The 21,266-nt window shown below is 56.5% G+C and carries 17 protein-coding genes; 8 read left to right on the top strand and 9 right to left on the bottom strand.

Going from position 1 to position 21,266, the window contains the following annotated elements; all coding sequences use genetic code 11:
• Nucleotides 1-21 precede the first annotated feature (21 nt).
• Complete coding sequence (locus AB1L30_RS25235) at nucleotides 22-474, top strand: opioid growth factor receptor-related protein (protein WP_367017149.1); 453 nt, start codon at nucleotides 22-24, stop codon at nucleotides 472-474.
• A 4-nt stretch (nucleotides 475-478) separates the two neighbouring features.
• Here AB1L30_RS25235 and AB1L30_RS25230 read toward each other — a convergent pair whose 3' ends face one another.
• On the bottom strand, nucleotides 479-1,525 hold the full coding sequence (locus AB1L30_RS25230; RefSeq protein WP_367017147.1) for an FAD:protein FMN transferase: 1,047 nt from the start codon (nucleotides 1,523-1,525) through the stop codon (nucleotides 479-481).
• A 190-nt stretch (nucleotides 1,526-1,715) separates the two neighbouring features.
• On the opposite strand from AB1L30_RS25230, the gene AB1L30_RS25225 reads away from it, so the two are divergent.
• The 7 genes from AB1L30_RS25225 to AB1L30_RS25195 all read left to right on the top strand — a co-directional run bounded on the left by AB1L30_RS25225 (nucleotide 1,716) and on the right by AB1L30_RS25195 (nucleotide 11,638).
• Nucleotides 1,716-3,104 (top strand): Gfo/Idh/MocA family oxidoreductase, encoded by a 1,389-nt coding sequence (locus tag AB1L30_RS25225; RefSeq protein WP_367017145.1) that lies wholly within the window; start codon nucleotides 1,716-1,718, stop codon nucleotides 3,102-3,104.
• A 197-nt stretch (nucleotides 3,105-3,301) separates the two neighbouring features.
• Complete coding sequence (locus tag AB1L30_RS25220) at nucleotides 3,302-5,089, top strand: ATP-binding protein (RefSeq protein ID WP_367017144.1); 1,788 nt, start codon at nucleotides 3,302-3,304, stop codon at nucleotides 5,087-5,089.
• A gap of 115 nt (nucleotides 5,090-5,204) precedes the next feature.
• A complete protein-coding gene (phoU, locus tag AB1L30_RS25215; protein ID WP_367017142.1) occupies nucleotides 5,205-5,894 on the top strand; it encodes a phosphate signaling complex protein PhoU in 690 nt (229 codons plus the stop codon).
• 36 nt (nucleotides 5,895-5,930) lie between these two features.
• Entirely contained in the window at nucleotides 5,931-6,692 is a 762-nt protein-coding gene (locus tag AB1L30_RS25210; RefSeq protein WP_345093884.1) for a response regulator, read from the top strand.
• Between the two features lie 48 nt (nucleotides 6,693-6,740).
• Nucleotides 6,741-7,202, top strand: coding sequence for a hypothetical protein (locus tag AB1L30_RS25205; RefSeq protein ID WP_367017140.1), 462 nt, complete (start codon nucleotides 6,741-6,743; stop codon nucleotides 7,200-7,202).
• Between the two features lie 200 nt (nucleotides 7,203-7,402).
• The gene (locus AB1L30_RS25200) at nucleotides 7,403-10,846 is read left to right on the top strand and encodes a pyruvate carboxylase (protein WP_367017138.1); all 3,444 of its coding nucleotides are present in this window, start codon (nucleotides 7,403-7,405) and stop codon (nucleotides 10,844-10,846) included.
• Between the two features lie 3 nt (nucleotides 10,847-10,849).
• A complete protein-coding gene (locus tag AB1L30_RS25195; protein WP_367017136.1) occupies nucleotides 10,850-11,638 on the top strand; it encodes a biotin--[acetyl-CoA-carboxylase] ligase in 789 nt (262 codons plus the stop codon).
• An 8-nt stretch (nucleotides 11,639-11,646) separates the two neighbouring features.
• On the opposite strand, the gene AB1L30_RS25190 is transcribed toward AB1L30_RS25195, so the two are convergent.
• The 8 genes from AB1L30_RS25190 to metE all read right to left on the bottom strand — a co-directional run bounded on the left by AB1L30_RS25190 (nucleotide 11,647) and on the right by metE (nucleotide 21,227).
• Nucleotides 11,647-12,453 (bottom strand): RNA methyltransferase, encoded by an 807-nt coding sequence (locus AB1L30_RS25190; RefSeq protein ID WP_367017134.1) that lies wholly within the window; start codon nucleotides 12,451-12,453, stop codon nucleotides 11,647-11,649.
• Between the two features lie 128 nt (nucleotides 12,454-12,581).
• Entirely contained in the window at nucleotides 12,582-13,133 is a 552-nt protein-coding gene (locus tag AB1L30_RS25185; protein WP_367017132.1) for a hypothetical protein, read from the bottom strand.
• A gap of 99 nt (nucleotides 13,134-13,232) precedes the next feature.
• Entirely contained in the window at nucleotides 13,233-14,705 is a 1,473-nt protein-coding gene (locus tag AB1L30_RS25180) for a porin (protein ID WP_367017130.1), read from the bottom strand.
• A 437-nt stretch (nucleotides 14,706-15,142) separates the two neighbouring features.
• Complete coding sequence (locus tag AB1L30_RS25175; protein WP_367017128.1) at nucleotides 15,143-16,852, bottom strand: SulP family inorganic anion transporter; 1,710 nt, start codon at nucleotides 16,850-16,852, stop codon at nucleotides 15,143-15,145.
• A 30-nt stretch (nucleotides 16,853-16,882) separates the two neighbouring features.
• Nucleotides 16,883-17,497 (bottom strand): carbonic anhydrase, encoded by a 615-nt coding sequence (locus tag AB1L30_RS25170; protein ID WP_367017126.1) that lies wholly within the window; start codon nucleotides 17,495-17,497, stop codon nucleotides 16,883-16,885.
• 222 nt (nucleotides 17,498-17,719) lie between these two features.
• On the bottom strand, nucleotides 17,720-18,034 hold the full coding sequence (locus tag AB1L30_RS25165; RefSeq protein ID WP_367017125.1) for a hypothetical protein: 315 nt from the start codon (nucleotides 18,032-18,034) through the stop codon (nucleotides 17,720-17,722).
• A 320-nt stretch (nucleotides 18,035-18,354) separates the two neighbouring features.
• On the bottom strand, nucleotides 18,355-18,768 hold the full coding sequence (locus tag AB1L30_RS25160) for a Dabb family protein (protein ID WP_367017123.1): 414 nt from the start codon (nucleotides 18,766-18,768) through the stop codon (nucleotides 18,355-18,357).
• 170 nt (nucleotides 18,769-18,938) lie between these two features.
• Nucleotides 18,939-21,227 (bottom strand): 5-methyltetrahydropteroyltriglutamate--homocysteine S-methyltransferase, encoded by a 2,289-nt coding sequence (gene metE, locus AB1L30_RS25155; RefSeq protein WP_367017121.1) that lies wholly within the window; start codon nucleotides 21,225-21,227, stop codon nucleotides 18,939-18,941.
• Between the last annotated feature and the right edge of the window lie 39 nt (nucleotides 21,228-21,266).

Here is a 21,266-nt window from a genome sequence, read left to right as displayed (position 1 = left end):
ACTGCCCGGGATATGATCGCGATGAGCGATCATGATCTCGAAATGCATCACGATATTATTCAGTGGATGTTTCCGCTTCACGAAACATCGATGGTGAATCCCGGTGCGCCGCTGGTCGACGAAGACTCCGCGCATGTGCTTCGCGAGAACATCGAAGCGCAGCTCTTGATGCGCGAGATGATTGTTCGTTTTGCTCGCTTCATGGGGTTCGAGCTGAACGAAGATGGCCAGTTTGTCGCCGAGCCTTTGTTGGCGGCGAATCGCAAGAACTGGCACACGCAGCTAAACCACAATCATTTGCGTGTCACACGTGTGATCCGTAGTTTGCGTTTGTTTGGGTTCGATCAATTGGCGCGTGCCTTCTTTCAGGCAGTCGCGGCATCGGCCCTGGATGCCCGCTGCATCGACAATCGCACGCTTGCCTTCTGGAACATGGCCTTGGAAGATGAAGTGTTCGATTCGCTGCGAAAGTAGACTTCTACTCGGCTTCAGCCATGTGGGCTTTCAGCCAGGCACCTAAGTTTGGGCTGGTCCACGAAACCGGTTTCTCGTCGACCAGCACCTCCATCCAGGTCGCGACTGCGGGCTGCTTCTGTAAAGCTTCGCCGGCCTGATCTGGCCCCAGCACGGTCAGGGCTGACGCCCAAGCATCGGCCAGCGTGGCGTTGGTCGCGAAGACCGTTACCGTCGCACGATGCTCGACCCCATACCCGGTACGAGGATCGAGAATGTGGGAATAACGCTTGCCGTTATGTTCCAGAAACTGATAGGCATCGCCTGAGGTTGCCACGGCGCCGTTTGCCAGATGGGTAACAAGAATCGGAGGATCTTTCGGATTGAGGCCTGAGATGCCGACCTTCCAGCCAAGTTCGCCACGCGGAGCATCGCTCGCAGCGATATCACCGCCAGCATCGATCAATGCTCGCGTAATGCCATGTCTGGTCAGCGTATTCAAGGCGGCGTCGATCGCATAACCCTTGGCGATGCCGCCCAGGTCGATCCGCATGTTGGCTACACCGAGCGAAACGCTCTGCTGCTTTTTGTCCAGCGTCAGATGCTTCGCCCCAACCGCCGGCCGGGCCGCTTCGATCCGCTCGGCATCGAATTCACTGCGACGTCGAAACCGACGCCACTCTTTGGTGAGTGGACCCAGCGTGACATCGAACGCGCCGTGCGATTGTTGGTTGACCGATTGAGCTTCGACGAGGACGTTCCACAGATCATCACTCACCCGCTGCGGAGTGGTTGTCGGAGATTTTGCTGACAATTGAAGGACCTCGGAGTCACTCCGATAATCACTACAAATCTGCTCGATCTCGCGTATCCGTTGGAAAGCCTCATCGGTGGCTTTTTGGAACTTCTCGACATCGTCGTAGTCGGCCACTATGCGGACGATTGTTCCCATGTGCGGTTGGGAGACTGTAAGAAGGGAAGACTCGGCAGCGATCAAGGTGGTTCCTGCCATGCTGAGATAGGCCAAAATGGCCCCCCAGATGACACGGCAATTTGAGAATGGTGACGGCATCTTCGCTCCCGATTATCAGCCTTCAAGCTTGTGCAGAATATTGCGCAAGCCCTTATCTTACCTGGAAATAATTGAATTCAACTTGAGAATCCGGTATGCTTTAAGCTTACCCTCATGGTAGGACGCACGTCTAATTTTTCCCACCTCGCCCCTATCTAATACTTTCACGCAGTACGGAGATTCTCCATCTATGGCTAAGAAAGATTCCAAGCAGCAATCTGACGCGACGCAGCCATCGCGCCGCGATTTCATTAAGACCGGTTCGTCGATGCTGGTAGCTGGCGGTGCAATTGCCGGTTCGCTGACGATCGCTCAAAGTGCCCACGCTTTTGGCAGCGATCAAATTAAGATCGGTCTGGTTGGTTGCGGTGGTCGTGGTACGGGTGCCGCCGATCAAGCGATGAACACCAAGGGCGACACCAAGCTGGTTGCCATGGGCGACGTGTTTGAAGATCGCCTGTCGCAGAGCCTCCGTTCGCTCTCGAGCCGTCACGCCAAGCAGGTTGACGTGCCAGCCGATCGCCAGTTTGTTGGTTTCGACGCCTACAAGAAGGTGATCGAATCGGATTGCGATCTGGTGATCCTGGCCACCTCGCCTGGTTTCCGTCCACTGCACTTCGAAACCGCCGTCGACGCTGGCAAGCACATCTTCATGGAAAAGCCAGTCGCGACCGATTCCCCTGGTATCCGCCGCGTGCTGGAAGCCAACAAGAAGGCCAAGGAGAAGAACCTGGCAGTGGCTGTCGGTCTGCAGCGTCACCACGAAAAGGCCTACGTCGAGACGATCAACCGTCTGAAGGATGGTGCGATCGGCGACATCATCTTCTGCCGAGCCTACTGGAACTCGGGCGGCGTTTGGACTCGTAACCGTTCTGCTTCGCAGTCGGAACTCGAATATCAAATGCGTAATTGGTACTACTTCAACTGGCTCTGTGGCGATCATATCGTCGAGCAGCACATCCACAACCTGGACGTGATCAACTGGCTGATGGATGGTCCACCAGAAACCGCCGAAGGGCAGGGTGGTCGTCAGGTTCGTAAGGGTGCCGATCATGGTGAAATCTACGATCACCATATGATCGAATACACCTATGCCAACGGCGTGAAGATGCTCAGCGCTTGCCGTCATATCCCCGGCTGCTGGAACAGCGTCTCGGAACATGCTCACGGCTCGAAGGGTTACGCCGACATCAGTGGCGGCAAGATCTACGACGCCAAAGGCAATCTGGCTTGGAGCTACGGCCAGGGTGGTCGCGGCGGTCACCAGGAAGAACATCACGACCTGTTCGCATCGCTGCGTAACGGCGAACGTCCGAACGAAGGCGATTACGGTGCCCACAGCACCATGACCGCAATCTTCGGTCGTATGGCTACCTACTCGGGTGGTCACAGCGGCAAGGGTGGCAAGGTTCTTCGCTACGAAGACGCATTGAACTCCGAAATCGCTTTGGCCGACTTCGACAAGCTGAACAGCATGGACGATGAAGCCCCAGTGAAGCCAAATCCAGAAGCGGTTAAGAAGCAGCTGGAACAATCGCCTTACGTCGTTCCGATGCCAGGCGAAACCATTACCATCTAAGGCTTGTTTTTCAGCAAGTTCTAGCGATAAACGAAAGGGCGGGCCCGCTTGGGTGCCGCCCTTTTTCGTGCGGTTTGCCGGAATTATGAACGGAACTTAACCAAAACGAGTCCCTTCCCGCGCTGGGCAGTCGGCCTGCGCGGCTTATCATACAAGATGGCAACTTTTTTGACACGGAAGATTGGTTTCAAGTCGCAATGGTCCGTTCACTAATCGGAACATATATCCTGCTGCTGGTCGTCTCGCTGAGCTTCATCACGTTACTTGCAATGACGTGGGCCGCGAGCGTCGAACAGCAACGCGCTGTCCGCCGCGAACGTATCCACAACCTGGAAACGGTTGTCGAGATGGTCAAAGCAGGCGTTCTGACCGAGGAAGATCCGCCGCTGCAAGAGGAAGATCACCTGCAAAACAGCGTCCGACGCTATGCAGCCGAGACAGGCGTCTACATCACCATCATCAGCGATGGCGGCCGGGTGCTGGCGGACTCTCTATATCCCCCACGGCGAATGGAGAACCAACGCGATCTCAGCGAGTTTCGCAATGCCGACACACGTACCTTTGGCTATGCCGAACGACTTCTGATCGACAAAGATGTCACCATGCTGATGGTGGCTCAGCGGGTGGTCCACGAAGGGCAGACCGTTGGTTTTGTCAGAGCTGGCTTGCCGAAAGATCAGCTTGCCAGTTCGACCGGAACGGTTGCCGTGGTGCTGGGCATCATTGCCTTCGGAACCATCGTGGCCGGGCTGTTTCTGACCCGCGCTGTTGAAACGAGAACGGTTGATCCGGTCGTCGAGCTGATCGACGCATGTGACACGCTGGCCGAAAGTGGTGATCGCAAGCATCTGTGGAACTCGTCGAAAGATGAACTAGGCCAACTGGTTCGTCGTTTCCAGGCGATGGCCATCGCGGTTTCTGATCGCGAAAAAGCCTTGCGAGACCAGGCCAACCGAATCGAAACCGTGCTCGGGAGCATGGTCGAAGGGGTGTTGGCGGTCAGTGCCGATCGTGTCGTCTTGCTGGCAAACCATGCGGTTCGCCGTCTCCTGGGGATCCGGGTCGAGAAGATCGAAGGTCGTCCTTTGATCGAGATCACCCGTATTCGAGCGCTCGATCAATCGGTGCAGCAGGCCCTGACAACTGGCGAGCCTTGCTCGACGGAGTTCGAGGTAACGTCCCCCTTTCGCCGCGTGCTGAACATTCATGCCAACTGCTTGCCTGGCGATCCTTGCCCAGGCGTGGTGCTGGTGCTGCACGACATGACCGAGCTTCGCCGCCTCGAGAATCTCCGCCGCGAGTTCGTGGCGAATGTCTCGCATGAACTGAAGACCCCCTTGGCGGCGATCCGTGCTTACGCCGAAACCTTGGCGATGGGGGCGGTGAACGATGCTGAGAATCGCGACTACTTCCTCGGGCAGATCACCGACCAGAGCGATCGCTTGCACGATCTGATCATGGACATGCTGCAGCTGGCTCGCGTGGAAGCTGGACAGGAAGTATTCGACATCACCGACGTCAATCTGGCCGACATCGCCCAGTGGAGCGTCGACTCGTTACGCGATAAGGCCGCCGCCAAGCAAATTCGGCTGGTGGTGGAATCGGCCGAAGATGATGAAGTCTACGTCCGAGCCGATGAAGAAGGCCTACGCACGATTGTCGGCAACCTGGTCGACAACGCGGTGAAGTATTCGGGCAAGCCAGGCGACGTGCTCGTCCGTTGGAAGACCGAAGGGGACCAAGTCGCCTTTTCGGTCGAAGATCATGGGATTGGAATTCCGCAGGATGCCCAGGACCGCATCTTCGAGCGGTTCTTCCGCGTCGATAAAGCACGCTCCCGCGAAATGGGGGGGACAGGTTTAGGTCTTTCGATTGTTAAGCACTTGGCTAGTTCGTTTGGGGGTAGCGTTGAGCTCGATAGTGAGCTAGAAGTGGGGTCTGTCTTCACAGTTCGGCTGAAAAGAAGCCGAGTTCTTACAAATTAACAATTGTGTTTACATTGTCTTAATAATCGAGCGTTAACATTAGGTTCATCGAAAACACCTGATTCGGCCTGGGAGCGTCTTCAAATCCTAGGCAACGCCCGAGATTTAAGAACTTATGTCTCTTCACCTGCAACGCGACCTGGATCACCTCCATCACGAGGTGCTGTCGTTGTCTGGCGTGGTGGAAGAGATGCTCGAAAAGGCGACTCGGGCCCTCTTTGAACGCAACGCTCACATCGCCGACGAGGTGATCCGGTTCGACATCATCGTTGACGAGCGGGAAGTTCAGATCGAGGAAGAATGCCTGAAGGCCCTCGCCTTACATCAACCCGTGGCGGTCGACCTGCGTCGCATCGCGACGGTTCTGAAAGTAAACAACGACCTCGAACGGATGGCCGATCTGACGGTCAATCTGGCGGAACGGGCCAAATCGGTCATCGAGTTCCCCACGTTCGTCACCCCTCCGCGACTTGCTCGCATGGTCGATCTGACCAAGCAAATGGTGACCGAAGTTCTCGACTCGTTCGTCAACATGGACAGCGTCGCTGCGACTCGTGTCGGCGGAATGGACGCCCAAGTCGACCGGATGAATTGCGAAGTCATCGAAGAGCTGCAGAAAGTCATGCGGGAACGTCCCGACCAGGTTGTGCCGGCCCTGCATTGCTTCTCGGCCAGTCGCCACATCGAACGAATATCGGATCACGCGGTGAATATCGCGGACGATGTAATTTACATGGTAGATGGAGTCATTGTTCGTCACCGCTTTTCCAATGGTGGCGAAGTTGGCTCTTCCAGTCATTCCTAGAACTCCCCGTTCTGTATTAGCAATTGGACCTAGAAAATGGCCCGAATGAAGATTCTGATTGTCGAAGACGACCGAGCACTTGCCGACGTGTTGGCTTACAACGTTCGCCAGGCAGGCTACGAAGTGCTTTCGGCTTACGATGGTCAGGATGGTTTGACCCAGGCTCAAGTGAAGACGCCTGACATGGTGATCTTGGACCTGATGTTGCCGGTTGTCGACGGTTTGGAAGTGTGCCGCCGCCTGCGTGCCGATCCAGCGACCAAAGACATCATGGTGCTGATGCTGACCGCCAAGGCGGAAGAGTCCGATCAGTTGATCGGTTTCTCGCTCGGTGCTGATGATTACGTCACCAAGCCTTTCAGCGTGAAGGTGCTGCTGGAACGAATCAAAGCTCTTGAACGTCGTCGTCGTGGAACCGAAACGGCAACCACCGACGTGGTTGCCAGTCAGGGTGTGACGATCGATCGTCGCCGTCACCGTGCCACCGTCCATGGCAAGCCGCTGCAGCTGACCCGCAGCGAATTCCGCTTGCTCGAAACGCTGACTCGCCAGCCTGGTCGCGTGTTCGATCGATCGGAATTGATCGATGCCGCTTTGGGCGAAGACACCGTCGTGATGGAACGCACGATCGACGTTCACGTGCGAGCCCTTCGCCGCAAAATGGCTGAGTTCGCCGACCTGATTGAAACGGTTCGTGGCGTAGGCTACCGCTTCCGCGACCCAGGGGCCGCCCCCAGCAGCGACGCAGATATCGACGACGAAGACTTCGCCGAGTCGACCAACATCTCGCGGATGTAATTTGGTAGACGCAACCTAATTGGGTCGCTATAACCAGCAAGAGAACGGGTGAGCCAACTCGTTCTCTTTTTTATGCGCTGTCAGGTCACCGTTGGGAAGTTTACCGTGAAGGAAGTTCAGTCAATCATCGACCGGATTAACAGCGACCAACTTTTGATACCGGCCATGTTCGAGGCCGATATCGACGCGAAGCTCGACTATCGCGATACGGCTCCCTTCGACACTGCCTGGACTGCGGCCTCAAACAAGCTTCCTGAAGCGGATATCTCGGCAGAGTTCAAAGGGTTGCATGCAGAGATCCGTAAGGCAGCCTTCTTGAAAACATTGCAACTGACCGAGTCGCCTGAGTTGGCTGGATATGTTTCGGATGACTTCGGCCTGATCGCTTCATCGCTGCTGTTGGATATCCAGGACGATTGGGTCAACGGACTCTGGAACGAGTACGCCGCTGGAAGGTTCCCGGCAGACGAGTTGATCCCAGTGCCGGGCAAGCTTGGCGAGCTCTTGTAGTCGCCGCTCGATCAATGCACGAATCGTCCGCATAATCGCTTTATGCTATCACTTCGCATGTCGGATTAGATCAAATTGTTGTCTGACTTACGCTCGTTTATTTCGCCTACAATCTGATATACTGGCTGGCTTTCCCCCACTGCACCTCTCCCGTCTGGCTTCCCCGTCCCTGGGCAGTCGCGAATTCTATACGGCCGACTATGAAAAAGATCACCAAGCTTCTGGCAGCCAATCGTAGTGAAATCGCCATCCGCATCTTCCGGAGTGCCCACGAGCTCGGAATTCGGACGGTCGCCATGTATTCGTACGAAGATCGTTTCGCGCTCCATCGCTTCAAAGCGGACGAAGCGTACTTGATCGGAACCGAAGGCGAACCGGTTCGGGCCTACCTCGATATCCCTGGTGTGATTCGGCTGTGCAAGGAGCATGGGATCGATGCGATTCATCCTGGCTATGGGTTCATGTCCGAGAACCCAGACCTGGCCGATGCGTGCGAGAAGAATGGCATTGTCTTCGTCGGTCCATCGAAGCGTTGCCTCGAAATGCTCGGCGATAAAACGGCTGCTCGAAACGTCGCCAAACAGGCAGGCGTGCCGATCCTGGGTGGTAGCGACGCGGCGATTGAAAACGTCGATGCCGGACGCCAACTGGCCGAGAAGATGGGCTTCCCGATCATCCTAAAGGCGGCCAAAGGTGGCGGCGGCCGTGGGATGCGTGTCGTTCGATCTTCGGAGGAGTTCGATGGCTCGTTCAAAGAAGCCCAGCGCGAATCGCTCAATGCGTTCGGCAGCCCCGATATCTTCATCGAGAAGTTCATCGAGCATGCCCGGCATATCGAAGTGCAGTTGCTCGGGGATAAGGAGGGCAACCTGGTCCATCTGTACGAACGTGACTGCAGCGTGCAGCGTCGCCACCAGAAGGTGGTCGAGATCGCCCCGGCACCACTGCTCGATCCCAAGACCCGTCAAGGCTTGTGCGATGCTGCCGTCGCCATTGGCAAGGCGGTCGATTACTATGCCGCCGGAACGGTTGAGTTTCTGGTCGATGCGGTAACCGGCGAATACTACTTCATCGAAGTGAATCCGCGTATCCAGGTCGAACATACGGTCACCGAAGAGATCACCGGCGTCGACCTGGTGAAGTCGCAGATCCTGGTTGCTCAAGGCGAATCGCTCGAGCATCCTGAAATCGGAATCCCAGATCAATCGGCGATCACGCCGTTTGGCTTTGCTTTGCAGTGCCGCGTTACGACGGAAGATCCTTCCAACAAGTTCATGCCTGACTATGGCCGCGTGACGCATTACCGCAGCGGCGCTGGCATGGGCGTGCGTCTGGATGCAGGCAGCGCGTTCAGCGGTGCGGTCGTGCATCCGTATTACGATTCGCTGCTGGTGAAAGTGACGGCCCGTGGCCGCCGCTTTGTCGATGCCTCGCGTCGCATGGAACGCGTTCTGCAAGAGTTTCGCGTTCGTGGCGTGAAGACCAACATTCCATTCCTCATTCGCTTGATGAAGCATCCGACGTTTGTCGAAGGGAAGTGCACGACTCGCTTCATTGACGAAACGCCTGACTTGATGCAGTTCATCCCGCGAAAAGACCGGGCCACGAAGCTGCTAAAGTACCTGGGCGAGATCGCCGTTAACGGCAACGCACTGGTGAAAGATCGAGCCGTTTCCAAGCGTCGCGATCCGGCTCCGACGCCGCACGTCGATGAAGATGCAAAGCTACCTAAAGGCTCGCGCGATCGCTTCAAAGAACTGGGGGTGACCAAGTTCGCGCAGTGGGTTCGCGATCAGAAAGAACTGCTCTTCACCGATACCACGTTCCGCGATGCCCATCAAAGCTTGCTGGCGACCCGTGTGCGGACGTCCGATTTGCTGAATATCTGCCCGGCGTACGCGCACAACTGTGCGAATATGTTTTCGCTCGAAATGTGGGGCGGGGCGACCTTCGATACGACGATGCGTTTCCTCAAAGAATCGCCGTGGCAGCGACTGGCTGACATGCGCGAGGCGGTGCCGAATATCTTGTTTCAGATGCTGCTGCGAGCCTCGAACGCCGTCGGCTACACCAACTACCCGGATAACGTCGTAAAAGCATTCGTTGAAGAAGCCTCCCAGGCCGGGATGGACATCTTCCGCGTGTTCGATGCCTTAAACTGGGTGCCGAACATGAAGGTGGCAATGGACGCCGTGATCGAATCCGGCGGCATCTGCGAAGCTTCGATCTGTTACACCGGTGACATCAGCAATCCGAAACGCGATAAGTACAACCTGAAATACTACGTCGATCTGGCGAAGCAGTTGGAATCGATGGGGGCCCACTTCCTGGCAATTAAAGACATGGCAGGGCTCTGTAAGCCGAAAGCGGCGCGCAAGCTGATCGAGACCCTCCGGCAAGAGATTGGGTTGCCGATCCACTTCCACACCCACGATACCGCCGGGATTCAGGCCGCGTCGATCCTGGAAGGTTCCGAAGTGGGGCTCGACATCGCCGACGCCGCGATGGCTCCGCTTTCCGGGGGAACGTCGCAGCCAAACTTGAATACCGTGGTCGAAATGCTGCGAGGAACGCCTCAGGAAAGTAGTCTCGGCACGAAGCAAATCGACGAAGTTGCCGAGTATTGGCGATCGGTTCGCGAGTTCTACACTCCGTTTGAAAGCACCGTGCTGCCAGCGACCGCCGACCTGTATCGGCACGAAATGCCCGGCGGTCAGTACACCAACTTGTTCCAGCAGGCCCACGCCTTGGGGCTTTCGGATCAGTGGTCCGAGATCTGTGAGATCTACGCCCAGGTCAACGAGATGCTGGGGGATATTGTGAAGGTGACGCCCACCTCGAAAGCGGTCGGCGACATGGCTTTGTTCATGGTAGCTAACGACCTGACGCCTGCTGATGTGTTGAACCCGGAACGCGAGTTGGCTTTTCCCGCTTCGGTGAAAGACCTGCTTGGCGGTCGCATGGGGCAACCGCCGGGCGGTTTCCCCGAAGCATTGCAGAAGCGAGTCATGCGTGACGAAACGATCCTGACGACGCGCCCCGGCGAAAGCTTTGCACCGGCTGACTTTGAAGATGCGACGGCGAAGGTCGAGAAGATGCTCGGCCGGGCACCGAAGCGAAACGAGGTGGTTTCGTACCTGCTCTATCCGAAAGTGTACGAAGACTTCGCCAAGCATCAGGTAGCCTTCGGCGACACCAGTCGGCTGCCGACACCGGTCTTCTTCTATGGGCAAGAACCGGGCGAAGAACTGGCGTTTGATATCGAAAAGGGAAAGACGCTGATCGTGAAGTTCCTGACGATCAGTGATCCGCACCCAGATGGTTCGCGCGTGGTGTTCTTCGAGCTGAACGGTCAGCCGCGCGAGATCAGCATCATCGATCAGAATCTCGAGTCGGACATTCCAAAACGGCAGAAGGCCGATCCTGGCGATCCGAAGCAGATTGGTTCGTCGATGCCTGGCATGGTGGTGACCATCGCAGTCGAGCCGGGCGAGAAGGTTGCCAAGGGACAAAAGCTGCTGTCGCTGGAAGCCATGAAAATGGAAACCACGGTTTACGCGGAAGTCGAAGGAACCGTCGAGCAGGTCCTGGTCAAGCCAGGCAGCCAGGTCGAAACAGGCGACTTGATGGTCAAGTTGGCGTAACCCATGAGTGCCTGGTTTCCTGAAATCGCCCAGCAAGAGATCCTGCGGGAAGCGAACCTGAAGACGGTCGACGTGTTCGACGAGATCACGTCGACCAACGACCATGCGCTCGCCACCATCGAGCACTACGCCGACCGCTTGCCGGCGTTGATTGTGGCTCGCTCGCAAACCAAGGGCAGGGGACGGGGAACGCGTAGCTGGTTCGCTGCCGACGGGGCGTTGACGTTTTCGCTGTTGATGGGCGAGGCCGATATCCCGATTGCTCCGTTGGCGTGGCATCGCTGCTCGATCGTTGCCGGCGTCGCCATGTGTCAGACTCTGGAACAATATGCCGACGATGGCATGGTGCAGGTCAAATGGCCAAACGATGTTTATCTGGCTGGACGCAAGGTGTGCGGAATTCTCGTCGAGAAACGTGATCAGGGGCGTCCCTATCTATGCGTTGGAATTGGCGTGAATGTCAACAATTCGCTCGAACAGGCACCCTTCGATGTCCAGCAGCGAGCGATCGCTTTGACCGACGTGACGCATCAGCAGCACTTTCTGCCCGAGGTGCTGCTCGAGTTTTTGAAACGGTTTCGTTCGCTCTGTTCAGAGAACCCCGAGTCATTCGCCAGCTTGTTGCCGTACTGGCGTTCACACTGTCTGTTGACAGGTCGCCAGGTCGAGATGCAGCAAGGGGAACGCACCTTCGTCGGCGAGTGTCACGGCATTGATGCCGAGGGAGCGTTGCTCCTGGAAACTTCGTCGGGACGACGTGCACTGGTTTCCGGCGAGATTGTCCGCTGGTAGTCGCGTCGCTACGGCATGTGGCAGAAGTGGTATAAGAAGATACCGCTCGCCATCGCCACATTCAGCGAATCGCTGCCACGCAGCATCGGAATGGTGATCTGATGGGTGCAGTGAGCCAGCGTATCGGCCTCGAGTCCATATCCCTCGTTCCCCATCAAGATAATGCTTCGATCGGCTCGTTTTACCTGCGATAGGGGCGTGGCGGAATCGGAGAGAACGGTCGCAAAGGTTTCGAAGCCTTTCGCTTGAAGCTGCTTCAGGTCGGCCGCGAAGTCTTGCGATTCGACGATTGGAATCTTAAATGCGTGCCCGGTCGAGACGCGTAAGCTCCGTTTGGCAAACGGATCGGCACAGCCCTCATCCAAAAGGATTGCATCCGCGCCAAAGGCACACGCCGCCCGGATAATGGCGCCGATGTTCTCGAAGTCGCCAATCTTTGACGCAGCAAGCACGGTCGAGGTGGCCGGGACTTCGTCGGGGAAGACGCTGGCGATCTCGTGACGCGGAGGACGCTGCCCACAGGCCAAGATGCCTCGATGGAAGTTGTACCCGACCAATTCTTTGATATCGGCTCGGCTGAGGACGTAGATCGGAAACTGCCCCTGACGTTGAGCGGGGAGTTGCGGGATCTTGCTGGAATCGTCGACCACCAGCGATTCAATCGGAAACGGGCTATCCAGCAAACGCTGAACAAGAAACTGACTTTCCGCAATGAAATACCCGTCGCGCATATGAGCTTTTCGCTCGAACTCGCGATGGTAGCGAACGAGCTGCGGGTCTTGCGGGGAATCGATATAGATGATGTTCTCGGCCATAGCGAACGATTTTAGCCATAGATTTCGTTCGGCCAAAGTGGCCCCGGTTCGAACATAAAAAGCCCTTGGAGTAGGGAGAGCTCCAAGGGCTTGATCGGAATTCCTGGACGAGTCGGAGAAAGACTCGCTTACTGACCCGTTGCGAAGTACGAGGTCTGTTCGATCACGACCGGCGGCATCGGAGGAACCTCGGAAGGTGATTTCTCCTGATGATTCATTTCCGGCAGCGGCATTGGGGCTTCGGTCGGAGCCGGTGTGGTACCATCGGTGGCGAAGCTTCCACAAGCAGGAATGCCGCAGGCACCGCCGCAGTTTTTGCCACATCCGCAACCGCCGGGGCCGCACGCACCGGGACCGCAGTTACAGCCCGAATCGACAACGTTCCATTTGACTTCGCAGTCAGGGCACTTGTATTCAAACTTGGTCAACTGCTTGACCGAGCGAACACGACCGCACTTCAGCGGCGTGCAGCAATCTTCCCATGGGAAGCGAACGGCCGGGATACAAATGTCTTTGCACTTGTCGGCGTAGCAGTTGTGCGTGGTTTCAGTCTGCTTTACTTCAGGCGAGCAGGTCTTGCCGTACGACGAGCAGCAGGTCGGAACGCAGCACTTGGTTGTGCAACACCCGCTGCCGTACATCAGCAGACCGAGGCCGAGAATGGCGAGGTAACGGTTCATGGAGATCTCTCCGTATTTGGTTTATTGACTGGTTGTTATCAGGGTGAATGCCTGGGGCGTGGTCGGCCTCAGGCAGTGGGTTTGCATCCGCGTCGCGGTTTAGAAGTCGACCATGAATCGCAGGCCGAACATGTCGTACCAACCGGCGTCGGAAGGAGCACCCGCGATCACGCGGTCCGAGATACGACCATTGATGTAGTTGAACTGAACGCGAGCGTTCGGATTCCACCACCAGTTGACGCCCAGCGTGGCACTTTCGCCAACACCGCCGAAGACATCAGCATCGCTGAAGTCGCCATACGAATAACGAGCGGCAACCTGCCAGGCACCCCAGCCGTAGCTGCGACAGCCATCACAGCGATTGACCAGCCAGAAGTTCTCGAACGGCTTGGTGCGACCCAGCGTACCGGAGTCACGTTCCCAAGGCGTCGATTCGCCAGTCAACCAGTAAGCAGCGTAGACATAGCCACCACCAAAGTTGACGTCCGGAGCAGCCGAGCGATTGGCGTGAACCGTCTGGTATTCACCGACCAGCGAGAAGGCGCCGATGTTCAGCACACCTTCCAGGCCCACCAGTTGATAGTTCGAGGCACCCAGCGAGCCAGTGTCCAGCCACTTTTCGCTGGTACGCGATTCTGGACGGGTGGTGAAGCGATCGTCGCCGCCACTACCAGGGAAGGCAGCCGAACCCGAGATCGCCCAGTGAGCATAACCACGGCCGCCGGAGGTTTCGTCGTACCAGATCGTGTTGGCCAGACGGCCAGCGATTTCGGACTGGTAGTTGTCATCGTACTGGTGACCGACTTTGGCCAGGTCATCCATAAGGAAGTAACCGTATCGCCAGTTCCACGATTCGTTTTCGGAAACGCCATACGACTGCAGACCGATACGACGAGCGTCTTGATTGAACGCTTCGATTACGAACGGACGTTCCATGAAGACGTTGTAACGGCTGGAGTTCAAGTGATCCAAACCGTAAGGACGTTTCTGATTACCGAGCAGCACGGTTTGCAGAAATGGCAGCTGTGTCCAACCGAGATAGGCATCTTTGAATGCCAGGTTCGCCGGATCAGCGAACTCCATCTCGATCTTGTAGTTCATGTTTTCCCAGACATCGCCAGCGACACCAAATCGCAATCGGCGGAAACCGATGAAGTCGTCGGGACCGTCGTTGGGATTTCCGGTTTCGATGTAGTTCGGCAGAGCCGATTCATCGGGGAAGTTCCAGTAGTCGAAGTGCACACGGCCAGACCACTTCTGGGTTGGCTTGGCGATCAAATCGACCTCCTTGCAAGCTTCTTCCGCCTTTTCCGCTTCCAGAGCTTCGACGCGTTCCAGAAGGTTGTAGTAGGAAGCAGCTGAGATGTCGTCGACTACTTGAGGAAGCGCCTGGGGGACGTCAGCCGCCGCATACGATTGCGGCGGCTGCGAATACATCGACTGGTATTGCGTTGCCGAGTCGGCGTAGTTGCTATTGGGCGCGTTATAGAAAGGTTCTTGGGAGTAGCCCAAAGCAGGGACTAATGCGCCCAAACAGATTCCAAGGGCGCGAAACGTCCAGCTAGTTTTCATCGTGCGGTTTCCATACTTCACGAATGTCGCTCATCCTGAGCAGAAATGACCAATGCCGTTAGATGCGATAATCGGAACGGGTCTTACGAGCGTCAGATCGATTTCAGACAGCGCGCAAGAATCGAAAATCGCGACAGAATTGGCACATGCTGAGAAACGTGCACAAGCAGAAAGACTTACCGAAGCCGCAGGGGTTGAACGGAAATCCGGCGCAACCCTAATAAGTGGTGCTAGCAATAGGTTGGGTGCAACCGTTGCTCACAGAAAAACCCTCATGCAAGGGGCTGGTAACGGTCGCGTTCGTACGAAACCAGACCACCGAGAACGGTTATGTTAGACCTCGACTTTTTCATATTTACACACTCTTAACGAAAACACCCTTTCAGGTGATCAGTATGCATGTGCTTTATGTAAGTCGTATCGATTAAAACGGGGGGCTAAGCCGTAACCGTCTTGGTTGACGGTTTGCCGCTAAGTTTCTGAGGCTCGACGCTATCACGGGTTTCCAGCTGCCGCACATCCATTTCCTTCTGGAACTTGCCATGTAGCAAACGCCAGTCGATGACCAGGCTGCCGCCAGTCTTCTCGTGCTGCTTGGCCCAATCGAGAAGTGCCTCGAAGCAGGCATGGTCGATGTAGGTTAAATTGCTGAGGTCGACCGTCAGTTCGACTTCCGCCGGAATCTCTTCCAGGCGTTCCGTCAAAACCGGAAGCCGTAAAAACGTGGCCGCTCCGTGCAAGGCGAGGGTCGCCTTCTTTTCTTCTTCCGTGATGAATAGGTCGGTCTCGAACCTGGTGAAGGTCACCAGCAATTTAACGGCCGAAAGCACAATACCAGCCACCACACCGATTAGCAGGTCGAAGCTAACGATCAGCACAACGGTCGTCACGTAGATTCCGAACTCGGTCCAACCAGTCCGAAACAGTTCTTTGATCTGCTTGATGTTGACCAGCTTGAAACCGGTGTAGACCAACAGCGCCCCGAGGGCAGCCCGTGGCACCAGCGTCAGGATTGAAGGGAGCAGCACGATGAACAGCAATAGCCAGGCACCGTGCATGATGGTCGCCCCGCGAGTCTGGCCGCCAGCGTTCACGTTGGCCGAGCTTCGCACGATCACGCCGGTCATCGGCAAGGCACCAACCAGTCCGCAGAGCATGTTGCCGATTCCCTGGGCGGTGAGTTCCTTGTCGTGATTGGTTTTGTGACCGGGCTTCATCTTGTCGATCGCCGTGGCACAAAGCAGTGTTTCGGCGCTCGCCACCAAGGCGATCACCAACGCCGCGGTATAGACGGCCGGATCGGTGATGACCGAAGTCCAGTGAGAAGTGGAGTTCAGGAACGAGACTTCATCCAGCAGGTTTTGAGGAACCGCCAGATTCTTCAGCGGGAAGTTCCAGACGACCGCTACGATCGAAGCCAACATAATCCCCAACAACGCCGATGGAATCAGCTTTAATTTCGGTGGGGCGAAACCTTGCCAAAGAATCATCGTCAGGATGGTGATAATCCCGATGGCTGCCGCCAAGTGATGCGAAGGACCGGTCCCTTGCAGGTCAAAGCACTTCCAGATCGCTTCAGGAATTGTGGCCATATATTCCAGGCCACCATGGGCCTTATGTCCATGCCAGAGGGCTTCATGATCGAGCATCACATGAAACTGGCTGACGATGATCAGCACACCAATGCCAGCCAGCATGCCGTTGATCACTGCCGGCGAGACTGCCTGGAACCAGCGACCGATTAACAACTTGCCGGCCGCAACTTGCAGCACGCCTGCCAGGAGCACCGCGAAACCGAGGGCTGCCAGTGCGTACGTCATCGACAGGCCCTCGGCCGATGCTTCCGGACCTGCATAAAAGCCAAGGAACTTTGCTTTTTGCGAGGCGATCAAATCTGCCACGATCACAAAGAGGCCGGCCGCTGGTCCGCTCACTTGAAGCGGCGAACCGCTAAAGCAACCAACGATCAGGCCACCGATGATGCCGGTAATTAAGGCTCGTGCCGGATTCACCCCCACGGCTACCGCAATTCCGATACACAGCGGCAAGGCGACCAGGAAAACAACAATCGACGATACAAAGTCTCTTCGAAAGGTTCCTGAGAAGTAACCGGCCGCTTGAGCTGGGGAGGTTTCTTGCGTAGCCATGAGTGGTGCTTCCGTAAATTTGAGCTTGGGTTAGGCCATTTGGGCAACGGGCTCGACGAATTGACTCGAGCCCAACGAGACGACGCTCACCTTGCCGGTGACGAAGTCGTACAGCCAGCCATGCAACTGAAGTGTGCCAGATTCAACCCCTTCCGCAACTTCCGGAAAGGTCATCAGGTTGCGAAGCTGCAGGCGAATGTTGGCCTGGATCAACTGGGTGAGGCGGTCGTCGTCGGAGTCGTCGCTGGTGTCGTTGAGCGCTTCCGCGGAAAGCGACACCCATTTGGCGACTTCCGGCAGACTCTCGACCGCCGATGGATTGAGTAAACCTTGCATCGCACCGCAGCGAGCATGGCCGCAGACGATGATTTGTGGCACCTTCAACACCTTGACGGCGTATTCGATGGTCGCAGCCACACCCAGGTCGGCTTCGTCTTTCGTACCGACAATGTTGCCGGCGTTGCGAATGACGAATAGTTCGCCAGGGTCGCTACCGGTAAGCAGTTCGGGGACAACGCGGGAGTCGCTGCAGGTGATGAACAACGCGTCGGGACTCTGCCCGGTGGCCAGCTCCTCGAAGCGGGGCTGCATCTGCGGGTAGGTCTTGTTTTGAAATTGAGTTACGCCAGCAATCAAATTACGCATAGATCTTGCCTATCGCTGTCTCGGGGCTGTCGAACGAATTCAGATACCAGGGGGCCTGATCAATGGGCGACTTGGTGTCGTGACCAGGCCAAAGATTGCATGGCTCGCCAGGCCGAGCGTGCAGAGCATCAGCCAGAGCAAATCAAAACAGGAGGCCGCCAGAGATAGGCAGAGTGCCGACGGAAAAAGACTCAGCAACTGCGCACAGCGGCCCAGTTTCACCTAGCAGGTGATATCGCCACCAAATCCGTTGTGCGATTGATGCACAATGCCAGGGACAGCAGACAGAGATCGCGGAAATCTCTGGCGTTGAACGACCGGTCGTGGATCAAGGCTTCGCGTGGCGGTCAAAGAAAGCCGATGCCGCGAAGTTACCGTCTTTTCGTTGACCTCTTGTTCTTCCGTTTCCGATGTATCGGTCGTCGGAATGCCTTCGACCGGGGCACCAGACGCGATACTGGCACTGATGTACCGAGGGCGTGCCCCTGGCATCAAGAGTGCAAGAATCAGCAGAAGGTAAAGCCAATAAGGTCGCATAGGCGAAGAAATCGTGGTCGTTGGGAATGTGTAATCAGTACGAATATCGAACGCTTGTGGTTTGCGGCGGCAATCAAATACCGCAGAATTCGACTGATTGTTCCTGAAAAAGAATAGAGAATCAGAGGACTTACGTCCAATCCCAAGTTTGCGATCCGCGACTGATTTTCAAAAAGAAGTCATCTAGTGACGCTGATTGTTCCTTAGTTGATCGAATATTCGCAGTTAATGATGCAAACAAAAAGAGCGACCCCGGCCGCCAGGGCTAGGTCGCTCGGAAGTGATTTGCGTAGAAGCAGCGACGGGCGTCGGTGCCAGTATTAGTCGGCCCAGTAGTCGATCACGAATGCTTCTTCCAGGTGCGGACGCAGGATCGAGACAAACTTCTGGTGAGCCGGGTGCGGCAGATAGGCGGCACGGTCTTCTTCGCTGGCAAAGGTGACCAGGAAGCAGTGGGTGAAACCTTTGTCGAGCATCTCAGGGCTGTTGTTGGTGCCCCACTCGAATTCCTTGATGACCGGAATCTGCTTAGGCAAGGCGATAAAAGCCTTTTCGACCTTTTCAATATCTTCAGCCTTGGCCGATTCGTTGAATTTGAAGACCACCACATGGCGGAGTTTGCGAGTCGACTCTTTCTCTTCAGCTTGCGACATCGAGCTCATGAACAGCATCCCCACGAAGGTGAGGGCCAGGCAAATGGACAGCGAGCGGAGTTCGAAACGACGAAACTTCATGGAGGTGGGACCTTTTGGGCTAGACTCAGGAAGGAATGTGCTGGCAGGGAAACATCCAATTTGACACGAAACCCCAGCATTTTCAACGTCTAGAGCCAAGAATTAATGCACGCCCCTCGTAGGTTTTTCCTATACGGGGCGTGCAAAATCTTGGTTCAAAGCCCAGACACTTAAGCCAGCAGCGAGCGAACTTGCTGGGCGGCCTCGACCATCGACTTCAGTGCCGCTTCCACTTCCACCCATCCGCGGGTCTTCAGCCCACAATCTGGGTTAACCCACAATCGCTCGGCTGGAATGAGGTCGACCGCCTTTCGCAGCAGCCCCACCATTTCGTCGGTGGAAGGGACCCGAGGCGAATGAATGTCGTAGACGCCAGGGCCGATTTCGTTGGGGTACTGGAAGTCGCCAAACCCGTCGAGCAGTTCCATTTTCGAGCGGCTCGTCTCGATCGAGATCACGTCAGCATCCAACGCGGCGATCGACGGCAAGATCTCGTTGAACTCGCAGTAACACATGTGGGTGTGAATCTGCGTTTCGTTCGAGACCCCACTCGATGCGAGTCGAAAGGCATCCACGGCCCACTGCAGGTAACCTGGCTGATCTCGCTGACGCAGCGGCAATCCTTCTCGCAGGGCGGGCTCGTCAATCTGAATGACACCGATGCCGGACGACTCGAGATCAACCGCCTCGTCACGAATGGCCAACGCGATTTGCTCGCACGTATCGCGGCGCGGTTGATCGTCGCGGACGAACGACCAGCACAAGATGGTCACTGGCCCGGTCAGCATTCCCTTCACCGGACGCTGGGTCAGCGACTGGGCATACTTGGCCATCGGGACGGTCATCGCGTGGGGACGCTGGATGTCACCGAAGATGATCGGCGGCTTCACACAACGCGAACCGTAGCTTTGAACCCAGCCGTTTTGTGAGACGACAAAGCCTTCGAGTTGTTCGCCGAAGTATTCGACCATGTCGTTCCGCTCGAATTCGCCATGCACCAGAACGTCGAGACCGAGGTTCTCTTGGCGGCGGATGCAGCTTTGCGTTTCGGCTTCGAGGAACTCTTGATACGCATCGGCCGTCAGGTCACCCTTGCGGAAGGCGGCACGGGCCTGGCGGACTTCGCTGGTCTGCGGGAACGAACCAATCGTCGTCGTTGGCAGTAGCGGCAGGTTCAAGCGACTGCGTTGTTCACCTTGCCGCTGATTGTACGCACCCTGCCGCAGCAAGCTTTCCGGAGTGATCGACTCGATCCGCTGACGCACGGCTGGATTGTGGGTTCGCACCGAACTGCGACGCGATTGGATCGCTTTGGCATTCTGTCGCAACGCATCGGCGACGCTGTCGCGACCTTCGTTGAGGGCCTGGGTGATGATGGCGATTTCATCCAGCTTTTGCCGAGCGAACGCGAGCCAGCTCTTCAGTTCGGCATCGATCGCCGTTTCGGAAGCGAGGTCGACCGGGCTATGCAGCAGCGAGCAGCCAGGGGCAATCAGCAGACGGTCGGTACCGATCGCCTTGGCAGCCTTCTCTGCCAGGTCGAGTGTCTTCGACAGATCGTTCTTCCAGACGTTGCGTCCATCGATCAGACCCAGCGAGAGGAGCTGTTCTGGGCGAATCAAGGACAATGCTTCGTCCAGTTGCTTCGGGGCAGCCGACAGATCGAGGTGAACCGCCGCGACGGGAAGCGAGAACGCCAGGGCGAGGTTTTCACGTAGTCCTTCAAAGTAGCTGGTCACGACCAACTTCAAGTTGCCGAATGCCCCCGACAAAACTTCCAGGCTCTTCTGGATTGCCTTTTGAGCCTCTTCGCTAAGGTCAAGTGCCAGGACCGGTTCGTCCCACTGTACCCAGGTCACGCCCGCTTCGTTCAACTTGGCCAGTAGTTGTTCGTAAACCGGCAGCAGTCGTTCGAGCAGAACCAATGGCGACGCATTACTTCCCTTCAACTTGCCCAGCAGCAGCAGACTGACTGGCCCCAGCACCACTGGTCGAGCATCGGTGGCGATGGCCTGGGCGGCGGCGATTTCGTTGAGGTAGGCCTCGGCATTGAGGTGGAACGTCTGGTCTTCGGTCCATTCTGGAACGATGTAGTGGTAGTTGGTGTTAAACCACTTGGTCATTTCCAAAGCGGGCAGGTCGACACCCTTTTGCGTGCCGCGAGCCATCGCGAAGTAGCGATCCAATTCGCTGACCAGTTGCGACGATTGATAGGCAGCCGGAACCGCCCCGACCCGCTGCGACCAGTCGAGCACATGGTCGTACAGCGAGAAGTCACCAACCGGCACCTGTTGAATACCGGCATCCGCTTGCCACTGCCAGTTGGTCTGACGAACGTCTTGGGCCTTGGTCAGAAGCTCTTCCGCCCCGATTTTTCCCTGCCAATACTTCTCGAGCAGCCACTTCAGTTCGCGCTTGGCTCCGATCCGTGGAAAGCCAAGATTGGTTGCAATCGCCATGAGGGGTACAGTCCTTGTTTCAGTGTGAAATGTGATAAC

It is taken from the genome of Bremerella sp. JC817 (assembly GCF_040718835.1).
Lineage (GTDB): Bacteria > Planctomycetota > Planctomycetia > Pirellulales > Pirellulaceae > Bremerella.
The sequence above is the reverse complement of the archived record's forward strand: the minus strand, read 5'-3'. Positions and strand labels throughout refer to the sequence as shown.

Excerpts from the sequence above, each read along its gene's own strand:
- AB1L30_RS25235 (WP_367017149.1), top strand. The coding sequence starts at position 22 with ATGAGCGATCATGATCTCGAAATGCATCACGATATTATTCAGTGGATG.
- AB1L30_RS25230 (WP_367017147.1), bottom strand. The coding sequence starts at position 1,525 with ATGCCGTCACCATTCTCAAATTGCCGTGTCATCTGGGGGGCCATTTTG.
- AB1L30_RS25225 (WP_367017145.1), top strand. The coding sequence starts at position 1,716 with ATGGCTAAGAAAGATTCCAAGCAGCAATCTGACGCGACGCAGCCATCG.
- AB1L30_RS25220 (WP_367017144.1), top strand. The coding sequence starts at position 3,302 with ATGGTCCGTTCACTAATCGGAACATATATCCTGCTGCTGGTCGTCTCG.
- phoU (WP_367017142.1), top strand. The coding sequence starts at position 5,205 with ATGTCTCTTCACCTGCAACGCGACCTGGATCACCTCCATCACGAGGTG.
- AB1L30_RS25210 (WP_345093884.1), top strand. The coding sequence starts at position 5,931 with ATGGCCCGAATGAAGATTCTGATTGTCGAAGACGACCGAGCACTTGCC.
- AB1L30_RS25200 (WP_367017138.1), top strand. The coding sequence starts at position 7,403 with ATGAAAAAGATCACCAAGCTTCTGGCAGCCAATCGTAGTGAAATCGCC.
- AB1L30_RS25195 (WP_367017136.1), top strand. The coding sequence starts at position 10,850 with ATGAGTGCCTGGTTTCCTGAAATCGCCCAGCAAGAGATCCTGCGGGAA.
- AB1L30_RS25190 (WP_367017134.1), bottom strand. The coding sequence starts at position 12,453 with ATGGCCGAGAACATCATCTATATCGATTCCCCGCAAGACCCGCAGCTC.
- AB1L30_RS25185 (WP_367017132.1), bottom strand. The coding sequence starts at position 13,133 with ATGAACCGTTACCTCGCCATTCTCGGCCTCGGTCTGCTGATGTACGGC.
- AB1L30_RS25180 (WP_367017130.1), bottom strand. The coding sequence starts at position 14,705 with ATGAAAACTAGCTGGACGTTTCGCGCCCTTGGAATCTGTTTGGGCGCA.
- AB1L30_RS25175 (WP_367017128.1), bottom strand. The coding sequence starts at position 16,852 with ATGGCTACGCAAGAAACCTCCCCAGCTCAAGCGGCCGGTTACTTCTCA.
- AB1L30_RS25170 (WP_367017126.1), bottom strand. The coding sequence starts at position 17,497 with ATGCGTAATTTGATTGCTGGCGTAACTCAATTTCAAAACAAGACCTAC.
- AB1L30_RS25165 (WP_367017125.1), bottom strand. The coding sequence starts at position 18,034 with ATGCGACCTTATTGGCTTTACCTTCTGCTGATTCTTGCACTCTTGATG.
- AB1L30_RS25160 (WP_367017123.1), bottom strand. The coding sequence starts at position 18,768 with ATGAAGTTTCGTCGTTTCGAACTCCGCTCGCTGTCCATTTGCCTGGCC.
- metE (WP_367017121.1), bottom strand. The coding sequence starts at position 21,227 with ATGGCGATTGCAACCAATCTTGGCTTTCCACGGATCGGAGCCAAGCGC.